The following is an 18,642-nucleotide window of genomic DNA, read 5'->3' on the forward strand; positions in this document are numbered from 1 at the left end:
AGGAGGCACGGCGATCGCGTGCACAGGAACCGGTGGTGCAGCGCCGCGGGATCGGCGTCCAATCACAAGTACCACGTGCGCAACACGCGTGTCAGCAGTTGCTCCGGGTTGCGTCCGGTTGCACCGGTGTCACGCGTCGATGGCGCCGGTTGCCGCTTCGATCGGGGTGTTCTGCTGGAGGTGCAGCATCGCGTAGATGCCGTCGAGCGCCAGCAGTTCGTCGTGCGTGCCCTGCTCCACGATCCGACCGTGATCGAGCACGAAGATCACGTCGGCGTCGCGCACGGTGGAGAGCCGGTGCGCGATCGAGATCGTGGTGCGCCCCTGTGCAGCGGCGTCGAGGGCCGTCTGCACGACGCGTTCGGAGATGGAGTCGAGCGCACTCGTCGCTTCGTCGAGCACCAGGACCGGCGGGTCCTTGAGCATGACCCGCGCGATCGCGATGCGCTGCTTCTCGCCGCCGGACAGTCGGTAGCCGCGCTCCCCGACCACGGTGTCGTACCCGTCGGGGAACGACGCGATCGTCTCGTGGATGTTCGCCGCGCGAGCAGCACGCTCGAGTTCCTCGTCCGTGGCGTCGGGTTTGGCGTAGCGGAGGTTGTCGCCGATCGTGGCGTGGAACAGGTAGGTCTCCTGGCTGACGATCCCGACGTGCCGCATGAGGTCCTCGTGCTCGAGGTCACGGACGTCGGCGCCGGCGAACCGCACCGAGCCCTTCGTCGCCTCGTAGAGCCGCGGGACGAGGTACGAGACGGTGGTCTTGCCGGCGCCGGACGGCCCGACGAACGCGGCGAACTGCCCGGGTTCGAGCTCGAACGAGACCCCGCGGAGCGTCGGCTTGTCGGCTTCGCCGTCCGGGTAGGTGAACGTCACGTCGTCGAAGGCGACGTGGCCCACGCGGGTCTCGTCGACCTTGCCGGCCGTCGGCGAGTCCGTGATCGCCGGCTTCAGGTCGAGGTACTCGAAGATGCGGGCGAACAGCGCGCCGGAGGTCTGCAGGTCGAGGACGACGCGCAGCAGCCCCACGGTCGGGAACAGCAGCCGGGACTGCACCGTCGTGAACGCGACGATCGTGCCGGCCGTGATCGGGACGCCGCCGAGGATCAGGTAGGCGGCGACGAGGTAGATGATCGCCGGGATGATCGACAGGAAGATCTGCACGATCGCGAAGAACCACTGGCCGGACATCTGCTGCCGGACCTGCAACGCGATCTGGTTGCGGTTCTCGTCGCCGTAGCGGTGGGTCTCGCTGCGCTGCTGGTTGAAGCTCTTGGCGAGCAGGATGCCCGAGACGCTCAGGGCTTCCTGCGTGATGGCGGTCATGTCGGAGAGCGACTCCTGCGTCTGCCCGGCGATCTTCGCGCGGACCTGACCGACCTTGCGCTGGGCGATGACCAGGAACGGCAGCAGGACGACCGCCACCAGGGTCATCTGCCAGCTCAGCAGGAGCATCGCGACCACCGCCGCGATCACCGTGACCGTGTTGCCGAGCACCGACGAGATCGTGTTGTTCAGCACGCTCGCGACGCCGCCGACGTCGTTCTGCAGGCGCGACTGGATCACCCCGGTCTTGGTACGGGTGAAGAAGGCGAGCTCCATCCGCTGCAGGTGGGCGAACAGGCGCATGCGCATCGCGCCCATCACCTTGTTGCCCACCGTCGCCGTGAGGTACGTCTGCCACACGCCGACGCCGGCGCTGGCGATCCACAGGACGACCATCGCGGTCACCAGCCAGAACAGCACCGGCAGGTCGGGTGTCCCCGACTTCGGGAACAGGCCGAGGTCGAACGCCTTCTGCGTCAGGAGCGGCGGGATCACCGAGAGGGCCGCCCCGATGAGCACGAGCACGACCGTGAAGACGATCGACCGACGGTGCGGGACGAAGAGGCCGGCGATGCGTCGCAGCAGGTGCGGGATCCGTGGCGCCTCGGCGTTGGCGGCCTTCTGTGCGTCGTAGTCGCCGCTCGAGATCCGGCCGCCGCGACCGCCACCGCCGCCGCCGCGCATCCCCGGCATGCTCATCGCGAGGTCCTTCCGCCCGGTGCCCACCGGACGGTGCGCTCACTCGAGCAAATGTATCCCCGGGCCCCGACGTCGGGACGCCACCTGCACGGATCTGTGGAATTGACCCCCATCCGGGGCCGTGCGAGCATGATCCGTCCCGTTCCCCGCACCACGAGGTCCCATGTCGTCCGCGCCGTCCCGCCCCGCAACGTCCCTGCGTCACCAGCTCGCGCGACGGAAGCCGATCGACCAACTGCAGTCCGAGTCCGCGACGGGCGTCAACGGGGAGCCGCTGCGCCGGACGCTCGGGGTCTGGCACCTGACGATGATCAGCGTCGGCGCGACGCTCGGCACCGGCATCCTCGTCGTCCTCGGCACCGCGGTGCCGCTCGCCGGCCCCGCGGTGTGGATCTCCTTCGTGCTCGCCGGCGTCGCGGCGCTGCTGTCGGCGCTGTCCTACGCGGAGATGGCCGGCGCCGTCCCGACCTCCGGCTCGAGCTACTCGTACACCTACGCCACCATGGGCGAGGGGATCGCCTGGGTCTGCGGCTGGTGTCTGGTGCTCGAGTACGCCGTCTCGGTCGCGGCCGTCGCGGTCGGTGCGAGCGAGTACGTCGACGAGACCCTCAAGGTGTTCGGGCTGCACCTGCCGACCGCGCTGGCCGCTCCTCCCGGCGAGGGCGGACTGGTCAACCTCCCGGCGGCGGCGCTCGTGCTCATCGCGACCGCGATCCTGATCCCCGGTGCCCGCGAGAGCGCCTGGGTGAACACGCTGATGGTCGTCGTGAAGATCGCGCTGCTGGTGTTCTTCGTCGCCGTGGCCTTCACGGCGTTCCGGACCCAGAACTTCGAGCCGCTCGCCCCGATGGGAGCCGCGGGTGTGACCGCTGCGGCGTCACGGCTGTTCTTCTCCTACATCGGGTTCGACGCCGCGTCCACCGCGGGCGACGAGGCGAAGAACCCCCGCCGTGACCTCCCCCGCGCCATCATCGGGTCCATCGCGCTCATCACCGCGCTCTACATCCTCGTGGCCATCGCCGCGATCGGTGCCCGGCCCTGGACGTCGTTCTCGTCCACCGAGGCGTCCCTGGTCCGCATCGTCGTCGACGTGACCGGCCAGCCGCTCGTCGCCCTCGTCTTCTCGATCGGTGCCGTCATCGCGATCGCGAGCGTCGTGCTGACGGTGCTCTACGGACAGACCCGCATCCTGCTGACCATGGCGCGCGACGGACTGGTCCCGCGGGTGTTCGGGCGGGTCTCGCGGCGCACGGGTACCCCGATCGCGAACACCCTGATCATCGGCATCGTCGTGACGATCGTCGCCGCCCTGGTACCGCTCGGTGAACTCGCCGACGCGACGAGCATCGGGACGCTCGTGGCGTTCGCGCTCGTGAACGTCTCGGTGATCATCCTGCGCCGGTCGCAGCCGGAGCTCGAGCGGTCCTACCGGGTCCCGCTGTTCCCGGTCGTCCCGATCCTCGGTGCGCTGTGCTGCGTCCTGCTCGCCGTGTTCCTCGGCATCGGCACGTGGATCGCCTTCGGCATCTGGATGGTCGCCGGCGCCGCGCTCTACCTGCTCTACGGCCGCCGCCACAGCACCTTGTCCTGACCGCGGCGCTGGCCGCGCGGCCCTGGCCGCCGTACGGCCCGCGCACCGAGACTCGGTCTGAGCGACCGATCTTGTGCCCAGACGCGCGAGTACGGTCGTCCAGCACGAGACTCGGAATTCCCAGGGCGAGCCTTGCGGCCCGCCCGGCGAGACTCGCCCACAGGCTGCAGAACACCGCCCACTGTCCACAGGTCTCAGACGGCGAGCACGTGCCCCGCGACCGGCGCGACACGCTGCGGTCATGAGCACGCACGACATCCGACTGCTGCGCACGACGGACCACGACCGATCCGGAGCGCGGTCGCTGCAACGACGGCACCGGAGCGGCCAGCTCGTGCGCGTGGTCGACGGCGTCTTCGTCGACGCGACGACCTGGCGAGACCTCGGAGCGGTCGAGCGCCACCTCGTCGTCGCGCGTGCTGTCGCGCCGAAGATCCGAGCGACCGCTGCGTTCTCGCACCTGACCGCTGCGCTCGCCTTCGGTTGGCCGCTGATCGGCGGGTTCCCGGAGCGCGTCCACGTCACGGACAGTGCGACGATGCGAACCGAGCACCGCGCCCACGTGGTCCGACACGCCGGTGACCCCGACACCGGACGTCCGCGGTGGACCTTCGCCGGAGTTCCGCTCACGTCGATCCTCCGCACCGCGACCGACCTCGCGGTGACACTCGAACCAGCTCGGGCCGCGGTCGCCGTGGACCATGCTGTGCGGAACGGGACGCTGACGATCGAGGAGTTCGTGGCCGCACTCCCGGAAGGACCACGACGCGGCTCGGTCCGAAGCCGAACGGTCGCCGCCGCTCTCGATCCCCTGCACGAGTCACCCGGCGAGTCGTACGCCTCCATCCGCATGGTCGAACTGGGGCTCCCACGGCCCGTCGCGCAGCACGAGTTCCACCACGATGACGGGACCGTCGACCGGGTCGATTTCTGGTTCGAGGACCTCGGCATGATCGTCGAGTTCGACGGGAAGCAGAAGTACACCGACACCGAGGTGCTCCGCGGCCGGACCGCCGGGGAAGCGGTCTGGCTCGAGAAGATCAGAGAGGACCGACTGCGCTCGCTCCCGGTCGTCCGCACCGTCGTGCGGCCAACGTGGTGGCACCTCTCCGACCCCGATCGCCTGCGCGCGCTCTTCCGGCAGCACCGAGTCGTCTTCTGACTGCATCGAGACTCGCGCCCCCATTGCCGAGACTCGGGCCCAGCGACACTTCTCGGGCCGCCGATCGCGAGAACTGTCGCCCAGCCCGAGACTCGGGCTCGCCGAGCCGCCCGCCGCCCCCGCACACGACGAAGGCCGCCACCCCGAGGGGCAGCGGCCTTCGTGACCGGATCGGTACTTACGCGAGCTCGACCGTGGCGCCGGCGGCCTCGAGGGCCTCCTTCGCCTTGTCGGCCGTCTCCTTGTTCGCACCCTCGAGGATCTTCGCGTCGGCGGTCTCGACGAGCGCCTTGGCCTCGCCCAGGCCGAGCGACGTGAGGCCACGGACCTCCTTGATGACCTGGATCTTCTTGTCACCGGCGGACTTGAGGATGACGTCGAACTCGGTCTTCTCCTCAGCGGCCTCGGCCGGAGCGGCAGCGCCGGCCGGAGCGGCAGCGGCGACCGGGGCGGCCGCGGTGACCTCGAAGACCTCTTCGAACTTCTTCACGAAGTCCGAGAGCTCGATGAGCGTGAGCTCCTTGAAGGCCTCGATGAGCTCGTCCTGCGAAAGCTTCGCCATGATTTTCTCCTACTACTTACTGATGCGTGGTGTGGTTGTGGAACGCGAGCCTGATCAGGCCGCGGACTCCTGCTTCTCGCGGAGGGCGTCCACCGTGCGGACGGCCTGCGAGAGAGGTGCGTTGAACAGGTACGCAGCACCGAACAGCGAGGCCTTGAAGGCGCCGGCGAGCTTGCCGAGCAGAACTTCACGGGACTCGAGGTCGGCGAGCTTGTCCACCTCGGTCGCGGTGAGCGGGTTACCGTCGAAGTAACCGCCCTTCACCACGAGCTCGGGGTTCGCCTTGGCGAATGCACGCAGCGACTTCGCGACGGCGACGGTGTCACCGTGGACGAAGGCGAGAGCGGACGGACCGGCGAGCTCGTCGTCGAACGACGAGATGCCGGCGTTGTTCGCCGCGATCTTGGTCAGCGTGTTCTTCACCACGGCGTACGTGGCGTGCTCACGGATCGAGTTGCGGAGCTCCTTGAGCTGCGCGACCGTGAGACCGCGGTACTCGGTGAGCAGAACGGCGTTCGAGCTACGGAAGGACTCCGTGAGCTCGGCGACCGCAGCTTCCTTGTTCGCCATGGTTCTCCTTGGGGTTCTTGCCGGTAGCCCCGGGTCCCGAACTGTGACGAACACAGCAACTGTGACGAACACAGCCACCACATGAAAAAAGCTCCGGCGCAGAGGCTCGGAGCTGCTCCCCCGCGAACGGATGGAGAGGTTCTGAACACCTGCGCGGGTTGCCTCATGGATGAGGACCTTCGCTTGCTGCGCGAGCGCAGCAAGAACCGGCGGTCTTTGGCTTCGAGAACTGTACCAGATGCAGTGGTCGCCACCAAACGCCGGACGGGAGGCTCGGTGCGGCCTGGCACCGATCCTCCCGTCCGTCGCGTGGTGACGTTCCGACCCACAACGCCCGCCGTGGAAAGCCGAATCGCGCGTAGGTGCCCGGAAAAACCGACCACCGACGCGCGATTCGACCACCTACGCGCGATTCGGCACCTCGGACCAGGCGCCAGCAGCACCAGCCGCGTCGGGCACCGGCTCCGTGGGCAGGTGCACCGTGAACACGGTGTTCCCCGGCTCGCTGGCCACGTCCACGGATCCACCGTGGGCCTGCACGACCGCGTCCACGATCGCGAGGCCGAGGCCCGTCGACCCGGCGGTGCGGGACCGTGAACTGTCCGCACGGGCGAAGCGCTCGAACAGCTTCGGCAGGAACTCGGGGTCGATCCCCTGGCCGGTGTCCCGCACGGTCAGGTCGACGCCACCCTGGACCGGAGCGATCCCCACGGTGATGCGGGTGCCGTCCGGCGTGTGGGTCCTGGCGTTCGTGACGAGGTTCACGATGACCTGGTGAAGCCTCGCGGCGTCGCCGAGCACCACGACGGGCGACGACGGCACGTCCACGTCGATCGGGTGCTCAGGGGACGCGGCGTGGGCATCGTTCACGGCGTCGAGGACCAGCCCCGTCAGGTCGACGTCGTCGAACTGGATCTCGCGCCCTTCGTCCAGCCGGGCGAGGAGCAGCAGGTCCTCGACCATCGAGGTCATCCGCACCGACTCGGACTCGATCCGGCTCATCGCGTAGACGACGTCCGGCGGCAGGTCCCCACCCATCCGACGGGTGAGTTCGGCGTACCCCCGGACCGACGCCAGCGGGGTGCGCAGCTCGTGCGAGGCGTCCGCGACGAACTGCCGCACCTTCTGCTCCGAGCGCTCGCGGGCCTGCATGGCGCCGCCGATGTGCCCGAGCATGCGGTTGAACGCACTGCCGACGCGGCCGACCTCGGTGCGGGGATCGGTGTCCGGTACGCGGACGCCGTCGAGGGCGTCGCTCCGCTCCAGGGGCATCCTGGCGACGGCCGAGGCGGTCTCGGCGACCCGTTCGAGCGGACGCAGCGATCGCCGGACGACCACCGCAGCCACGATCGACGCGGCGATCAGCGCGCCACCGACGACGACGATCACGACCCAGAGCAGTGACCACACGCTCTGGTAGACGGGCGACATCGGCAGACCGACCACGAGCACGGCGTCGTCGAGGTAGCCGTTGTCGACGCGGACGGCGGCGACCCGGTAGCTGCCGGTACTCCCGAGGCCGATCGTCGCGGGTGCCACACCGACCTTCACCTGGCCGAGTCGCTGCAACTGGTCCGTCGACAGGGACGTGGGCGACCCGTCGTCCTGGATGACGATGCCGCCGGCACGACCGCTGGTGAAGTAGTAGGCGGTCAGGGTCCCCGCCGCCTGCCCGGCCGGGCGCAGGACGTCGTCGCCGGGCGGCTGGTCGGTCTGGCCCTGCCCGAACTTGTTCGTGGCACGCTTCGTCGCGGTCTGCAGCTGCTGGTCGATGGCGCCGGTCTGGATCGAGGCGAGCGCGATGATGCTCCCGGCGCCGATCACCGCGCTGACCGCGACGACCAGGGCGACGATGCTCAGGACGAGTCGACGGCGGAGGGTCACGGGAGTCTCAGGAGACGGGCTTGATGACGTAGCCCACGCCGCGCACCGTGTGGATCATCGGCTGCTCGCCGGCGTCGATCTTCTTGCGCAGGTAGGAGATGTAGATCTCGACGACGGAGGACTTGCCGCCGAAGTCGTACGACCACACGCGGTCGAGGATCTGCGCCTTCGAGAGCACACGACGCGGGTTGCGCATGAGGAAGCGGAGGAGCTCGAACTCGGTGGCGGTCAGCTCGATGGACCGACCGGCGCGGGAGACCTCGTACGACTCCTCGTCGAGGACCAGGTCACCGACGACGATCCGCGAGTCGCCGGCCTCGGAGACGGAGATCTGGGAGCGGCGGATGAGCCCCCGGAGCCTGGCGACGACCTCCTCCAGCGAGAACGGCTTCGTGACGTAGTCGTCGCCGCCCGCGGTCAGGCCGGTGACCCGGTCCTCGACGGAGTCCTTCGCGGTGAGGAACAGCACCGGGGTGTCGTCGTTGTTCTGCCGGAGTCGGCTCAGCACCTGCAGCCCGTCGAGGTCCGGCATCATCACGTCGAGCACCATCGCGTCCGGCTTGAACTCGCGCGCCTTGGCGAGCGCGTCCTGGCCGCCGTTCGCGCTCGTGACGTCCCAACCCTCGTAGCGGAGGGCCATCGACAGGAGGTCGGTGAGGCTGGCCTCGTCGTCGACGACGAGGATGCGCAACGGCGAACCGTCGGCACGCGTGAGGCGCGGGGCTGCGGAGGGCTGGGAGATGGTCACGTCTTCGAGTATCGAGAGTTTCCTATGAACCGTCTGAGACGGACCGAAGTGCCGTCTGTGGATGATCCGGCAGGGTTCCACGGGTGCCGCCCGTAGCGTCGAGGCATGATCCGTTCCACGGCATGGCCGACCGACGCGTCCGGCGTCGACACCGCGCGTCTCGAGGAGGCGGCCGGGAGGCTCGGCTCGTCCCCGGCGGACCGGCTCGCGTTCACCAGGTGGGTCGCCACCACCACCGCACCCCTGACCGCGGGCACGGCCGGTCCGGTGTTCGCCACGCTCGCCGCCGTCGCGGCCGTCGACGTCGCACTCGCCCGCACGGTCGAGCCGCACCTCGATGCGCTCGGGATCCTCGCGCAGGCCGGGGTCGACGTCCCCGAGGGGTCCACGTGGGGCGTGTTCGCCGCCGAGGCACCGGGGCTGCGGCTCGAGGTCGACGACGCCGGTGTCCTGACCGGGACGAAACCATGGTGCTCGCTGGCCTCGGTGCTCTCGCACGCGCTGGTCACGGCACACCGCGGCGACGAGCGGCAGTTGTTCGCCGTCGACCTGCGACACGAGGGCGTCACCACGCACGACGAGGCCTGGGTCGCCCGCGGGATGCCCGACGTGCCGAGCGGGCCCGTCGACTTCGACGGGGTTCCGGCCGAGGCGGTCGGTGCCCCCGGCTGGTACCTCGACCGGCCGGGGTTCGCCTGGGGTGGGATCGGCGTCGCGGCCTGCTGGTGGGGTGGTGCCGTGGGGCTCGCCCGGGTGCTCCGCGCACACGTCGTATCGCGCCCGGACGCCGAGCTGCTGCGGGTCGCGCTCGGCGCCGTCGTGGCGGACCTCGCCGACGCGGAGGACGCCATCGCCGGCGCCGCCGCAGCGATCGATGCCGAGCGGGACGAGGACTGGGCGCTCGTGGCACAGACCGTCCGGTCGCGTGTCCGTCGTGCCGTGGACGACGTGCGCACAAGGGTCGTCGGGGCGCTCGGTCCCGCGCCGCTGACGTCCGACCCGGCGATCGCCGCCCGCGTGGCCGACCTCGAACTCTACGTCCTGCAGGACCACGGCGACCGGGACCTCGCGCGCATCGGCCGAATGGTCGTCGAGCGTGGCGGTGTCGCATGGTGAGCTTCGACCACCGGCAGCCCGGCACCGACCCAGCAGCCTGGTCCGCGTTCCTCGCCTCCGTCCCCGCCGGTCCGGTCGACGTCGCAGCGTACGCGTCCGTCGTGGTCGTCGCGCCGCACCCCGACGACGAGACGCTCGGCGCCGGCGGGCTCATCGCGACCGCAGCTGACGCCGGTGTCCCCGTGCACGTCGTCCTGGTGTCGCTCGGCGAGGGGTCGCACCCGGACTCCCCCACCACGACGGCCGCCGAACTCGCCGACACCCGTGCGTCGGAGTTCCGGGAGGCGCTCGGGACCCTCCACCCGTCCGTCACGTCGGAGTTCCTCGGGGTGCCGGACGTCGGCCTCCGCGAGCAGCCCGACACGCTGCGGGACGCACTCGTCGCCCGACTCGACGCCGCTCCGGCACGGACGCTCCTCGTCGCACCGTGGCGCGGGGACGGGCATCGTGACCACCGGGTCGCCGGCGAGGTCGCCGAGGCCGTCGTGCACGAGCGGAATGACGTCGACCTGCTGTCCTACCCGATCTGGGCGTGGCACTGGGACGACCCGACCGCGTCGGCGGCGCCGTGGGGCGAGGCCCGGGCGCTCGCGTTGTCCGCGCCCGTGCTCGACCGGAAGCGCCGTGCCCTCGCCGCGTACCGGTCGCAGGTGGAGCCGCTCTCGCCGGCGCCCGGCGACGAGGCGATCGTGGACGACCGGCACGCGGAGCACCACCTGACATCGACGGAGTGGTCGTTCGGGGTGGCGCGGTCGCGGTCGCGGTCGCGGTCGCGCGAGTCGTTCGACGCCCACTACGAACGGAAGCCGGAGGGCTGGGACTTCGACGGCTCCTGGTACGAGCGACGCAAGCGGGCCGTGACCCTGGCGGCGCTGCCCCGGGAGCGCTACCGGTCCGCGCTCGAGATCGGCTGCGCGACCGGTGTGCTCACCGCGGCGCTGACCGAGCGGGCCGACGACGTCCTCGGCACCGACATCGCCGCAGCACCCCTGGAACGAGCACGAGCACGGGCCCCTCGCGCACGGTTCCTGCAGGCGGCGCTGCCGGACGAGTGGCCGGCGGGGACGTGGGACCTCGTGGTCATGTCCGAGGTCGGCTACTACCTCTCCCCGGCTGACCTCGACCGGACGATCGACCTCGTGCTGGACTCCCTCGCCGATGACGGTGTCCTCGTCGCCTGCCACTGGCGACACCCGGACGACGAAGCGGTCTCGAGCGGCGACCTCGTGGACGAACGACTCCGCGCACGCTGGCCACGTCCAGCGCTCGTCCGGCACGTCGAGGACGACTTCGTGCTGACGGTCATGCCCGGTGCCGACGTCCGCTCGGTCGCGCGCGACGAAGGGCTCGTCCGGTGACCGGCCGCATCGACGTCGTCGTGCCCGCCCACGACGAGGAGGACCGGCTCGCCGCCTGCCTCGACGCGCTCCGCACCGCGACGAGTCGGCTCGCAGCGGAACGCCCGGACGTCTCGGTCGGTGTGACCGTCGTACTGGACGGGTGCACGGACGGCAGCGCGGCGATCGCACGGTCGTACGACGTCGCGGTCATCGAGACGCCGCACGTCGGTGTCGGGCGAGCCAGGTCCCTCGGCGTCGCGCACGCCGTGCGGGCTGCCAGGGACCCGGACGCCGTCACGCACTGGCTCGCCCACACCGATGCCGACTCCCGGGTCGACGCCTCGTGGCTCGTCCAGCAGGCCGACGCGCTCGCCCGTGGGGCGCACGTGCTCGTCGGTGCCGTCGTCCCGGACCCGGACGACCTGGACCCGGTCGTCTTCGCACGCTGGACCACGGCACACCCGCCCGGTGCCGCGCTCGGTCACGTGCACGGCGCCAACCTCGGGGTGCTCGCCGCCGCGTACCGCGTGCTCGGCGGCTTCGACCCGGTCCCCGAGCACGAGGACGTCCGCCTGGTCGAGCGTGCCCGCGCCCTCGGACTCCGCGTCGACGCGACGATCGAGGCGCCGGTCGTGACGAGCGGACGATTCGCCGGTCGGACGCCTGGCGGGTACGCCGAACACCTCCGCCAGACCTACGGCGACGCGTCCTGAGCGGCACTTAGAAACCTCTTAGGGACGCGATGGCCCGGCCACAACCACCGTCCGTACGTTCTCCTCATTCCCGCACCGGCCCCACCGGTCACACCCCCGAGGAGAACCATGTTCCTGACCTACCTCAGGCGCGAGCTCACGAACCGCAAGAAACAGACCGTCATCATCGCGATCGGCATGGCGCTCGCCATCGCACTCGTGGTCATCGTCTCCTCGATCTCGAGCGGCGTGAAGACCGCGCAGTCGAGCGTCCTGCAGTCGGTGTACGGCGTCGGCACCGACATCACCGTGTCGAAGACCGCGACGCCGTCGTCGAGCGGCGGACGGCCGAGCTTCGACTTCGGCGGACAAGACTCGTCCGGCTCCAGCGGCAGCACGAACCTCTCGCAGTCGCGGCTCTCCGTCTCCCCCGGCACTAGCACGCTGTCCGCGGCGAACCTGGAGACCGTGACCGCGACCGACGGCGTCAAGGCGGCGACCGGTGTCCTCACGCTGCAGAACAGCACCTTCTCCGGGACCGTCCAGCAGCAGGACTCGAGCAGCGACAGCAGCGACAGCAGCAGCAGTGGGACCAGCACCCAGCAGGGACCCCCGAGCGGTGGCGGTGGTGGTGGCTTCGGCGGCGGCTCGTTCGACGTCGACTCCTTCAGCGTGACCGGCATCCCCGTGTCCGGCGACGCGGTCGGCCCGCTCACGAGCACCGAGATCACGAAGGGCCGCACCTTCGCCGCGAAGGACGCCGGCAAGGACGTCGTGGTGCTCGACGCGAGCTACGCGAAGAGCGAGTCGAAGGCGGTGGGCGACACCGTCTCCATCGGCGGGACCGACTTCACCGTGATCGGCATCGTCTCCTCCACGGGCTCCTCGAGCACGACCGGGTCGAACACCTACATCCCGCTCGACACCGCGCAGGCCCTCGCCGACCTCGACGGCAAGGTCACCTCGATCTACGTCTCCGCGGAGTCGTCCTCCGACGTCAGCACCATCAAGGCGGCGCTGCAGAAGCAGCTCACGAGCGCCACGGTGTCCACGGAGTCCGACCTCGCGTCGAGTGTCTCCGGTTCGCTCGCCACCGCGTCGAGCCTCGTCTCGAACCTCGGCACGTGGCTGTCGATCCTGGTGCTCGCGGCGGCGTTCCTCATCGCCATCCTCTTCACGATCTCCGGCGTCACCCGACGCACCCGTGAGTTCGGCACCCTGAAGGCCATCGGCTGGTCGAACGGACGCATCACCCGGCAGGTCGCCGGCGAGTCCCTCGTGCAGGGCCTCATCGGCGGCGTCATCGGTGCGGCGGCCGGTCTGATCGGGATCCTCGTGGTCAACGTCATCGCGCCGACGATCTCGGCGAGCGCCTCGACGAGCACCCGCGGTGCAGGCGGAGGCGGCGGGATGCCCGGCGGCGCGGCGACCGCGGCAGCGGGCAGCGGCACCACCGGCGGAGCCCCTGCCGGCGGGTTCGGCGGCGGTGGAGCGAGCACCGCCGCGACGACCGACGTCGTCCTGCACGCCCCCGTGACGGTCGAGGTGATCCTGCTCGCGATCGGCCTGGCGATCCTCGGTGGCCTCATCGCCGGTGCCCTCGGTGGCTGGCGTGCGAGCCGGCTCCGTCCGGCCGAGGCCCTGCGGAGCGTGGCCTGATGACCGACGACACCGCCGCGACCGAGACCGGCGCGACCGACACGACCGAACCGACGACAGGAGCAACCGTGACCACCACCGAGACCGCAGCGCCCACGGCGGACGCGACCCGTGCCTCCAGTCCGATGTACCGGCTCAGCAACGTGAGCAAGACCTACAAGCAGAAGAACCGCACCGTCACCGCCTTGACGAACGTCGACCTGACCATCCCACAGGGGCAGCTCGTCGCGATCCAGGGGCCGACGGGCGGTGGCAAGTCGACGCTGCTGCAGATGCTCGGCGCGCTCGACCGGCCGAGTGCCGGATCGGTGCTCCTCGGCGAGCGCGACGTCGCGAAGCTCGGGGACGGCGCACTGACGAACGTCCGTGCGACGGAGATCGGGTTCGTGTTCCAGAGCTTCAACCTCATCCCGACGCTGACGGCGCTCGAGAACGTGGAGACCGCGTTCGCGGGGTCGCTCGCGAACCGGGCACGATCGGAGATCCGGACGCGTGCGACGGCCGCGCTCCGGGAGGTCGGTCTCGGTGAGCGCCTCGACCATCTTCCGGCCGAGCTGTCCGGTGGGCAGCAGCAGCGCGTGGCGATCGCCCGCGCGCTGGTGAAGAACCCGAGCGTCCTGCTCGCCGACGAACCGACGGGCGCGCTCGACGAGGGCACCCGGGACGAGATCATGGGGCTCATCGAGCGGCAGTGGAAGGACCGCGGCCTGACGGTCGTGATCGTCACGCACGACTCGTGGGTCGCCAAGCGAGCGGAGCGCCGCCTGCACATCAAGCAGGGTCAGGTCCGCGAGGCGTAGCGCCCGGGCGCTGACGGCTCGCCGCACGACCGAGAGCACGCAGCACCGCGGGATCCCGTGGTGCTGCGTGCTCTCGGTCGTGCGCGGCGCGTCCGGCTACTCGCTGCCGGGGTGGTCCACGGGGTAGTCGCAGTACGCGAACCAGGTCGAGTCCGGCGACCACGGCGGCACGTTGACCGTTCCCTGCCCGCCGTCGAGCGTCACCAGGGTCTCGGGCACCGGCATCATGCGGGCACCACGCACGAGGGCACCTGGCAGGAGCCGGAGCTCCACGCGGTGGTCGGCCGGGTGTCCCTGCACGCCGGGCTCGTACGACAGGTACAGCAGGTGCGCGCCGTCCGGTGACACGTGCGGGAACCAGTTCACCCGGTCGTCGTTCGTGATCCGCACGGGCTCCGTCGCGCCGGGCCACAGGGCGACGAGCTGGGCCGTCCCCGGGCTGAAGCGCTCCGAGTTCCAGACGAGCATCTCCCCCGCGTAGGAGACGCCGTCGTCCGGGTGCTCGTCCCGGGTCAGGAACGTCGGCTCTCCCGACGCGACGTCGACGAGCGCGACGTCGGTCGTCCAGACGCCGTCCTCGCTGCGCTCCCCCACGATCGCCGCGAGCGCCCCACCATCGGGTGCGATGCCGTGCAGGTAGTACTTCCGGACGACGGGCAGGGCGTCGGCCGCGTGGGTGAGCGGCGCCGAGGCTCCCCCGGCCGGCAGCGGGATGCGGTAGAGGTCCCCGTCGCGACTGCTCACCACGACGGACTTCCCCGAGGGGTCGAGGACGTGGTCGTTGTTGATCTCGGGGACACCGGGCATCGGGCATCGTTCGAGGGCGCTCTCGTCGAGGACGGTGTCGGCGTCCGGGATCCGCAGCAGCCAGAGGTCCCCGTTGCCGTTCAGCACCAGGGTCCGGTCGTCGAGGACGTTCGGTGCCTCGACGAGGACGGTGGAGCTCTCGAACACGAGTCTCGGTTCGCGCCGGTCGACGTCGTACACGTGCACCCGGCTGGTCTGTCCGGGCAGCAGCTGCCGCCCGCGTGCGTCTGTCATGCGTCCATCCTGCCGCGCTGCGCGCCGCTCGTCCCGAGCCTTGGGACGAGACTCGGGCATCGCACAACGAGACTCGGGCTGAGCGACGTTCCTCGCGCGCCGCGCTGCGAGTTCGGTCGCCCAGCCCGAGTCTCGGGTCGGAACGAGTCCCCGCCTACTTCACCGCGCCCGCGGTCAGGCCGGCGACGAACTGGCGCTGGACGATGAGGAACGCGATGACGACCGGGATGCTCACGACGAGGCTCGCCGCCATGATCTGGTTCCAGTACACGTTGGTCTGCGTCGAGTACTGCTGCAGACCGACCGCGAGCGTCTGCCCGTTGCCGTTCGTCATGACGGAGGCGAAGAGGACCTCGCCCCATGCCGTCATGAACGAGTAGATGCCGACCGCGACGAGACCCGGGCGGGCCGACGGCAGGATGATCCGGAACAGCGCACCCATCGGGCCGGAACCGTCGACCATCGCGGCCTCGTCGAGTTCACGCGGGATGGTCTCGAAGTACCCGGCGAGCATCCAGATCGAGAACGGGAGCGTGAACGTCAGGTAGGTGATGATCAGACCGGTCCAGCTGCCGACGAGCTGGATCCCGAGCGAGTTCCCGAGGTTCGTGAAGATGAGGAACAGCGGGAGCAGGAACAGCACACCGGGGAACATCTGGGTGGAGAGCACCGCGGTCGTGAAGGTGCTCTTGCCCTTGAAGTTCCACCGCGACACCGCGTAGGCGGCGAACGTGGCGATGATGAGCGAGAACACCGTCGCGACCGTGCAGACCACGAGCGAGTTGATGAAGTACTGCCCCAGCGGCACCGTCGACCACATGTCGATGAACGGCTGGAAGGTGATGTTGGTCGGGATCCACGTGAAGTCGTTCTGCACGTCACCGAGCGGCTTGATGGCCGTGGTGATCATCACGTAGAGCGGCACGACCGTGAAGACGGTCAGGAGTGCCAGGACGATGATCTTGAAGGACTTTGCGCCCACTGTTTCACGCACGGACGGACCTCCGGTTGGTCACGGCGAGGTAGATGCCGGTGACGACGAGCAGGAAGAGGAGGAGCAGGACGCTCATCGCAGCACCGGAACCGAAGTTCCAGGTGATGAACGAGGCGTTGTAGATGTGGAAGCTGAGCAGGTCGGCCGCCGGCGGCTGTGCCGTCGAGCCGAAGAGCACGTACGGCGTGTTGAAGTCGTTGAAGGTCCAGAGGAACATCACGAGCACGAGCGTCACGTTGACCGGGCGGACCATCGGGAGCGTGATCGAGCGCCACTGCCGGAAGGGCTTCGCACCGTCGACCGAGGCTGCTTCGTACACGTCGGCGGGGACGGACTGCAGACCGGCCATCAGCATCAGGAACGCGAACGGCCAGGTCTTCCAGATCGCCACGACCACGACGGCCACGAAGGCGTTGTTGCCGATGAGCCAGAACGGCCCGCTTCCGCTGACCAGGTGCAGCTGGTCGACCAGGATGTGGTTGATCGCACCCGAGTCGCGCTGGAACATGAACTTCCACGTGATCACGCCGGCGTACATCGGCAGCGCGTACGGCACGAGGAACAGCGTGCGGAACAGCCCGCGACCCTTGAACGGCTTCTGCAGCGCGACCGCCGCCATCATGCCGAAGCCCCACGAGAGGCCGACGACGAGGATCGTGAACGCCACGGTGATCAGGAACGAGTTGAGCAGTCCCTTGCCGATCGCCTGGTTGAAGTCGACGGCCACCTGGTAGTTGTGCAGGCCGGCCCACGGCGCGGCGCCCCAGTTCGCGATGAAGTACTTGGTGAGCTGGACGAAGCTGATCCAGATGCCGGTGAGCATCGGCACGATGTGGATCAGGAGCTCGAAGAGGATCGCGGGACCGACGAGCGCGTAGGGCAGCCACTGGAGGCGGCTCTTCTTCCCCTTGTGCGGAGGACGCGACAGGGTCGGCGCCTTCGTGTGCGTCAGGTCGATGGCCTCGGAGTCGGGCAGGACCGTCGTGGACATGGGCAGGGCCTTTCGGCTGAGGAGGGTTCGGGTGCTGCGCCGGCCGTGGCAGCGGCCGGTGGAGGTGAGGGGTGGAGGCCCGGGGCGGCCTTGCGGACGCGCCCCGAGCCTCCAGGGTGGATCAGCCGTTCGCCTGGGACACCTGGTCCTGGGCGGTCTGCAGCGCGGACTTGATGTCACTGTCGGACACCGTGCCGCCGGTCGCGATCTTGGCGAACATGTCGTTCATCGCCTTGCCGACCGTGGACTCGAACTGGTCCTCGGCGGGCACCAGCGGGAGCGGCTTCGCCTTGTTGTTGTAGATGTCGAGGAACGTCTTCGTCTGCTCGTCGGTGACCGAGTCGGCAGCGGAGGCGAGCACCGGCAGTGCCGAGTACGGCTTGTCGAGCGTGGTCTGCGTGGCCTCGCTCGTCATGTACTTGACGAACTTGAGCGCGCCGTCCTTGTTCTTCGTGTTCTTGAAGATCGACAGGTTGATGCCGGCCGGGAAGCTCGCGATGTCCTTGCCGCCCTTGGGGGCCGGGAAGGGGACCACGCCGAAGTCGTCGGCGGACATGCCGTTCGACGTGATCGTCGCGTTCGCGTTGTTCTGCGTCAGCATCATCGCGGCCTTCTTGTTCGCGAAGTCCGAGACCGCCTGGGTCCCGTTGTCGTACTGCGCGTTCGAGGTGTTGACCACCTTGTCGCTCTGCATCAGGTCGAGGTAGCGCTTGATGCCGTCGACGTTGGCGCTCGACGTGAAGGTCGGCTTGCCGCTCTTGTCGAACCACTCGCCGCCGTTCTGCGCCGAGTTGATGAACGCGAAGTGCGCGTTCTCGGTGTACGAACCACCCGCGATGGTGAAGCCGTACTTGCCGTCGGTGGTGAGCTTCTTGGCGTCGGCGGTCAGGTCCTCCCAGGTGGTGGGGGCTTCGATGCCGGCGTCCTTGAACATCTGCTTGTTGTAGTACAGACCGTAGGCGAGGCCGTAGAGCGGGACGCTCGTGACCGTCTTGCCGGGGGCGCCACCGGTGGAGAGCGCGACCTTGCCGAACTTGTCGGCACCGCCGATCGCCTTCATCTCGGATGAACCGAACTCCTGGAACGCACCGGTCGCCTGGAGCGACGTCGCCCAGGTGTTGCCGATGTTGACCACGTCAGGGCCCTGCCCAGAGGTGACGGCGGTCTGGATCTTCGTCTGCAGGTCGTTCCAACCGATGACCTGGAGGTTGACCTTGATCCCGGTCTCCTTGGTGAACTTCTCGAGGACGGGGGTCAGCACCTCCTTGTCGTTCTGCAGGGACGTGCCCTGGTTGGACGCCCAGTAGGTGAGCGTCTTGGAGTCGCCGGACGAACCGGAGCCTCCGGAGGAGCAGGCTGCGAGGCCGGTCACGGTGAGTGCCGCGGCCGCGGTGATGGCCAGTGCGCGGATGGCAGTGCGCATGACTCTCTACTTTCTCGTCGTTGAGATGGTGCAGTGGGATCTGCGGG

General features: G+C 69.5%; 16 protein-coding genes. 7 read left to right on the forward strand and 9 right to left on the reverse strand.

All coding sequences use genetic code 11. The features are described 5' to 3' along the window. Positions 1-129 precede the first annotated feature (129 nt). Entirely contained in the window at positions 130-2,016 is a 1,887-nt protein-coding gene (locus tag AAEP80_RS15530; protein ID WP_420366880.1) for an ABC transporter ATP-binding protein, read from the reverse strand. Positions 2,017-2,185: 169 nt separating this feature from the next. Between AAEP80_RS15530 and AAEP80_RS15535 the strand changes: the two genes are divergently transcribed. Beyond that, positions 2,186-3,613 carry an amino acid permease gene (locus tag AAEP80_RS15535; RefSeq protein ID WP_420365054.1) on the forward strand — a complete coding sequence of 476 codons (1,428 nt, stop codon included), beginning with the start codon at positions 2,186-2,188 and terminating at the stop codon, positions 3,611-3,613. A gap of 241 nt (positions 3,614-3,854) precedes the next feature. Next, on the forward strand, positions 3,855-4,775 hold the full coding sequence (locus AAEP80_RS15540; RefSeq protein WP_420365055.1) for a hypothetical protein: 921 nt from the start codon (positions 3,855-3,857) through the stop codon (positions 4,773-4,775). Between the two features lie 178 nt (positions 4,776-4,953). Here AAEP80_RS15540 and rplL read toward each other — a convergent pair whose 3' ends face one another. The 4 genes from rplL to AAEP80_RS15560 form a co-directional block, all read right to left on the reverse strand. Further along, a complete protein-coding gene (gene rplL / locus AAEP80_RS15545; RefSeq protein ID WP_413601492.1) occupies positions 4,954-5,337 on the reverse strand; it encodes a 50S ribosomal protein L7/L12 in 384 nt (127 codons plus the stop codon). 54 nt (positions 5,338-5,391) lie between these two features. Then, a complete protein-coding gene (gene rplJ / locus AAEP80_RS15550; RefSeq protein WP_123655473.1) occupies positions 5,392-5,907 on the reverse strand; it encodes a 50S ribosomal protein L10 in 516 nt (171 codons plus the stop codon). A 402-nt stretch (positions 5,908-6,309) separates the two neighbouring features. Further along, positions 6,310-7,791 (reverse strand): sensor histidine kinase, encoded by a 1,482-nt coding sequence (locus AAEP80_RS15555; protein WP_420365056.1) that lies wholly within the window; start codon positions 7,789-7,791, stop codon positions 6,310-6,312. Between the two features lie 7 nt (positions 7,792-7,798). After that, the gene (locus AAEP80_RS15560) at positions 7,799-8,539 is read right to left on the reverse strand and encodes a response regulator transcription factor (RefSeq protein WP_281265113.1); all 741 of its coding nucleotides are present in this window, start codon (positions 8,537-8,539) and stop codon (positions 7,799-7,801) included. 105 nt (positions 8,540-8,644) lie between these two features. Here AAEP80_RS15560 and AAEP80_RS15565 point away from each other — a divergent pair, with 105 nt between their 5' ends. From AAEP80_RS15565 to AAEP80_RS15585, 5 genes are all read left to right on the forward strand, one after another. Next, complete coding sequence (locus AAEP80_RS15565; protein ID WP_420365057.1) at positions 8,645-9,655, forward strand: acyl-CoA dehydrogenase; 1,011 nt, start codon at positions 8,645-8,647, stop codon at positions 9,653-9,655. After that, a complete protein-coding gene (locus AAEP80_RS15570; RefSeq protein ID WP_420365058.1) occupies positions 9,649-11,013 on the forward strand; it encodes a PIG-L family deacetylase in 1,365 nt (454 codons plus the stop codon). The genes AAEP80_RS15565 and AAEP80_RS15570 overlap by 7 nt, the downstream gene beginning before the upstream one ends. Then, entirely contained in the window at positions 11,010-11,708 is a 699-nt protein-coding gene (locus AAEP80_RS15575; RefSeq protein WP_420365059.1) for a glycosyltransferase, read from the forward strand. Before AAEP80_RS15570 ends, AAEP80_RS15575 begins: the two co-directional genes overlap by 4 nt. A 108-nt stretch (positions 11,709-11,816) precedes the next feature. Then, positions 11,817-13,346 (forward strand): ABC transporter permease, encoded by a 1,530-nt coding sequence (locus AAEP80_RS15580; protein ID WP_420365060.1) that lies wholly within the window; start codon positions 11,817-11,819, stop codon positions 13,344-13,346. A gap of 125 nt (positions 13,347-13,471) precedes the next feature. Further along, positions 13,472-14,146, forward strand: a complete 675-nt coding sequence (locus AAEP80_RS15585; protein WP_420366881.1) for an ABC transporter ATP-binding protein — start codon at positions 13,472-13,474, stop codon at positions 14,144-14,146. 96 nt (positions 14,147-14,242) lie between these two features. Here the strand turns inward: AAEP80_RS15585 and AAEP80_RS15590 are convergent, their stop codons facing one another. The 4 genes from AAEP80_RS15590 to AAEP80_RS15605 form a co-directional block, all read right to left on the reverse strand. Beyond that, positions 14,243-15,187, reverse strand: a complete 945-nt coding sequence (locus AAEP80_RS15590; RefSeq protein WP_420365061.1) for a TolB family protein — start codon at positions 15,185-15,187, stop codon at positions 14,243-14,245. 154 nt (positions 15,188-15,341) lie between these two features. Beyond that, the gene (locus AAEP80_RS15595; protein ID WP_281265119.1) at positions 15,342-16,181 is read right to left on the reverse strand and encodes a carbohydrate ABC transporter permease; all 840 of its coding nucleotides are present in this window, start codon (positions 16,179-16,181) and stop codon (positions 15,342-15,344) included. After that, positions 16,174-17,172 carry a carbohydrate ABC transporter permease gene (locus tag AAEP80_RS15600; protein ID WP_413601484.1) on the reverse strand — a complete coding sequence of 333 codons (999 nt, stop codon included), beginning with the start codon at positions 17,170-17,172 and terminating at the stop codon, positions 16,174-16,176. The genes AAEP80_RS15595 and AAEP80_RS15600 overlap by 8 nt, the downstream gene beginning before the upstream one ends. A gap of 121 nt (positions 17,173-17,293) precedes the next feature. Further along, positions 17,294-18,595, reverse strand: a complete 1,302-nt coding sequence (locus AAEP80_RS15605; RefSeq protein ID WP_420365062.1) for an ABC transporter substrate-binding protein — start codon at positions 18,593-18,595, stop codon at positions 17,294-17,296. Positions 18,596-18,642: the final 47 nt, after the last annotated feature.

The organism is Curtobacterium sp. L3-7, assembly GCF_048756585.1.
Lineage (GTDB): Bacteria > Actinomycetota > Actinomycetes > Actinomycetales > Microbacteriaceae > Curtobacterium.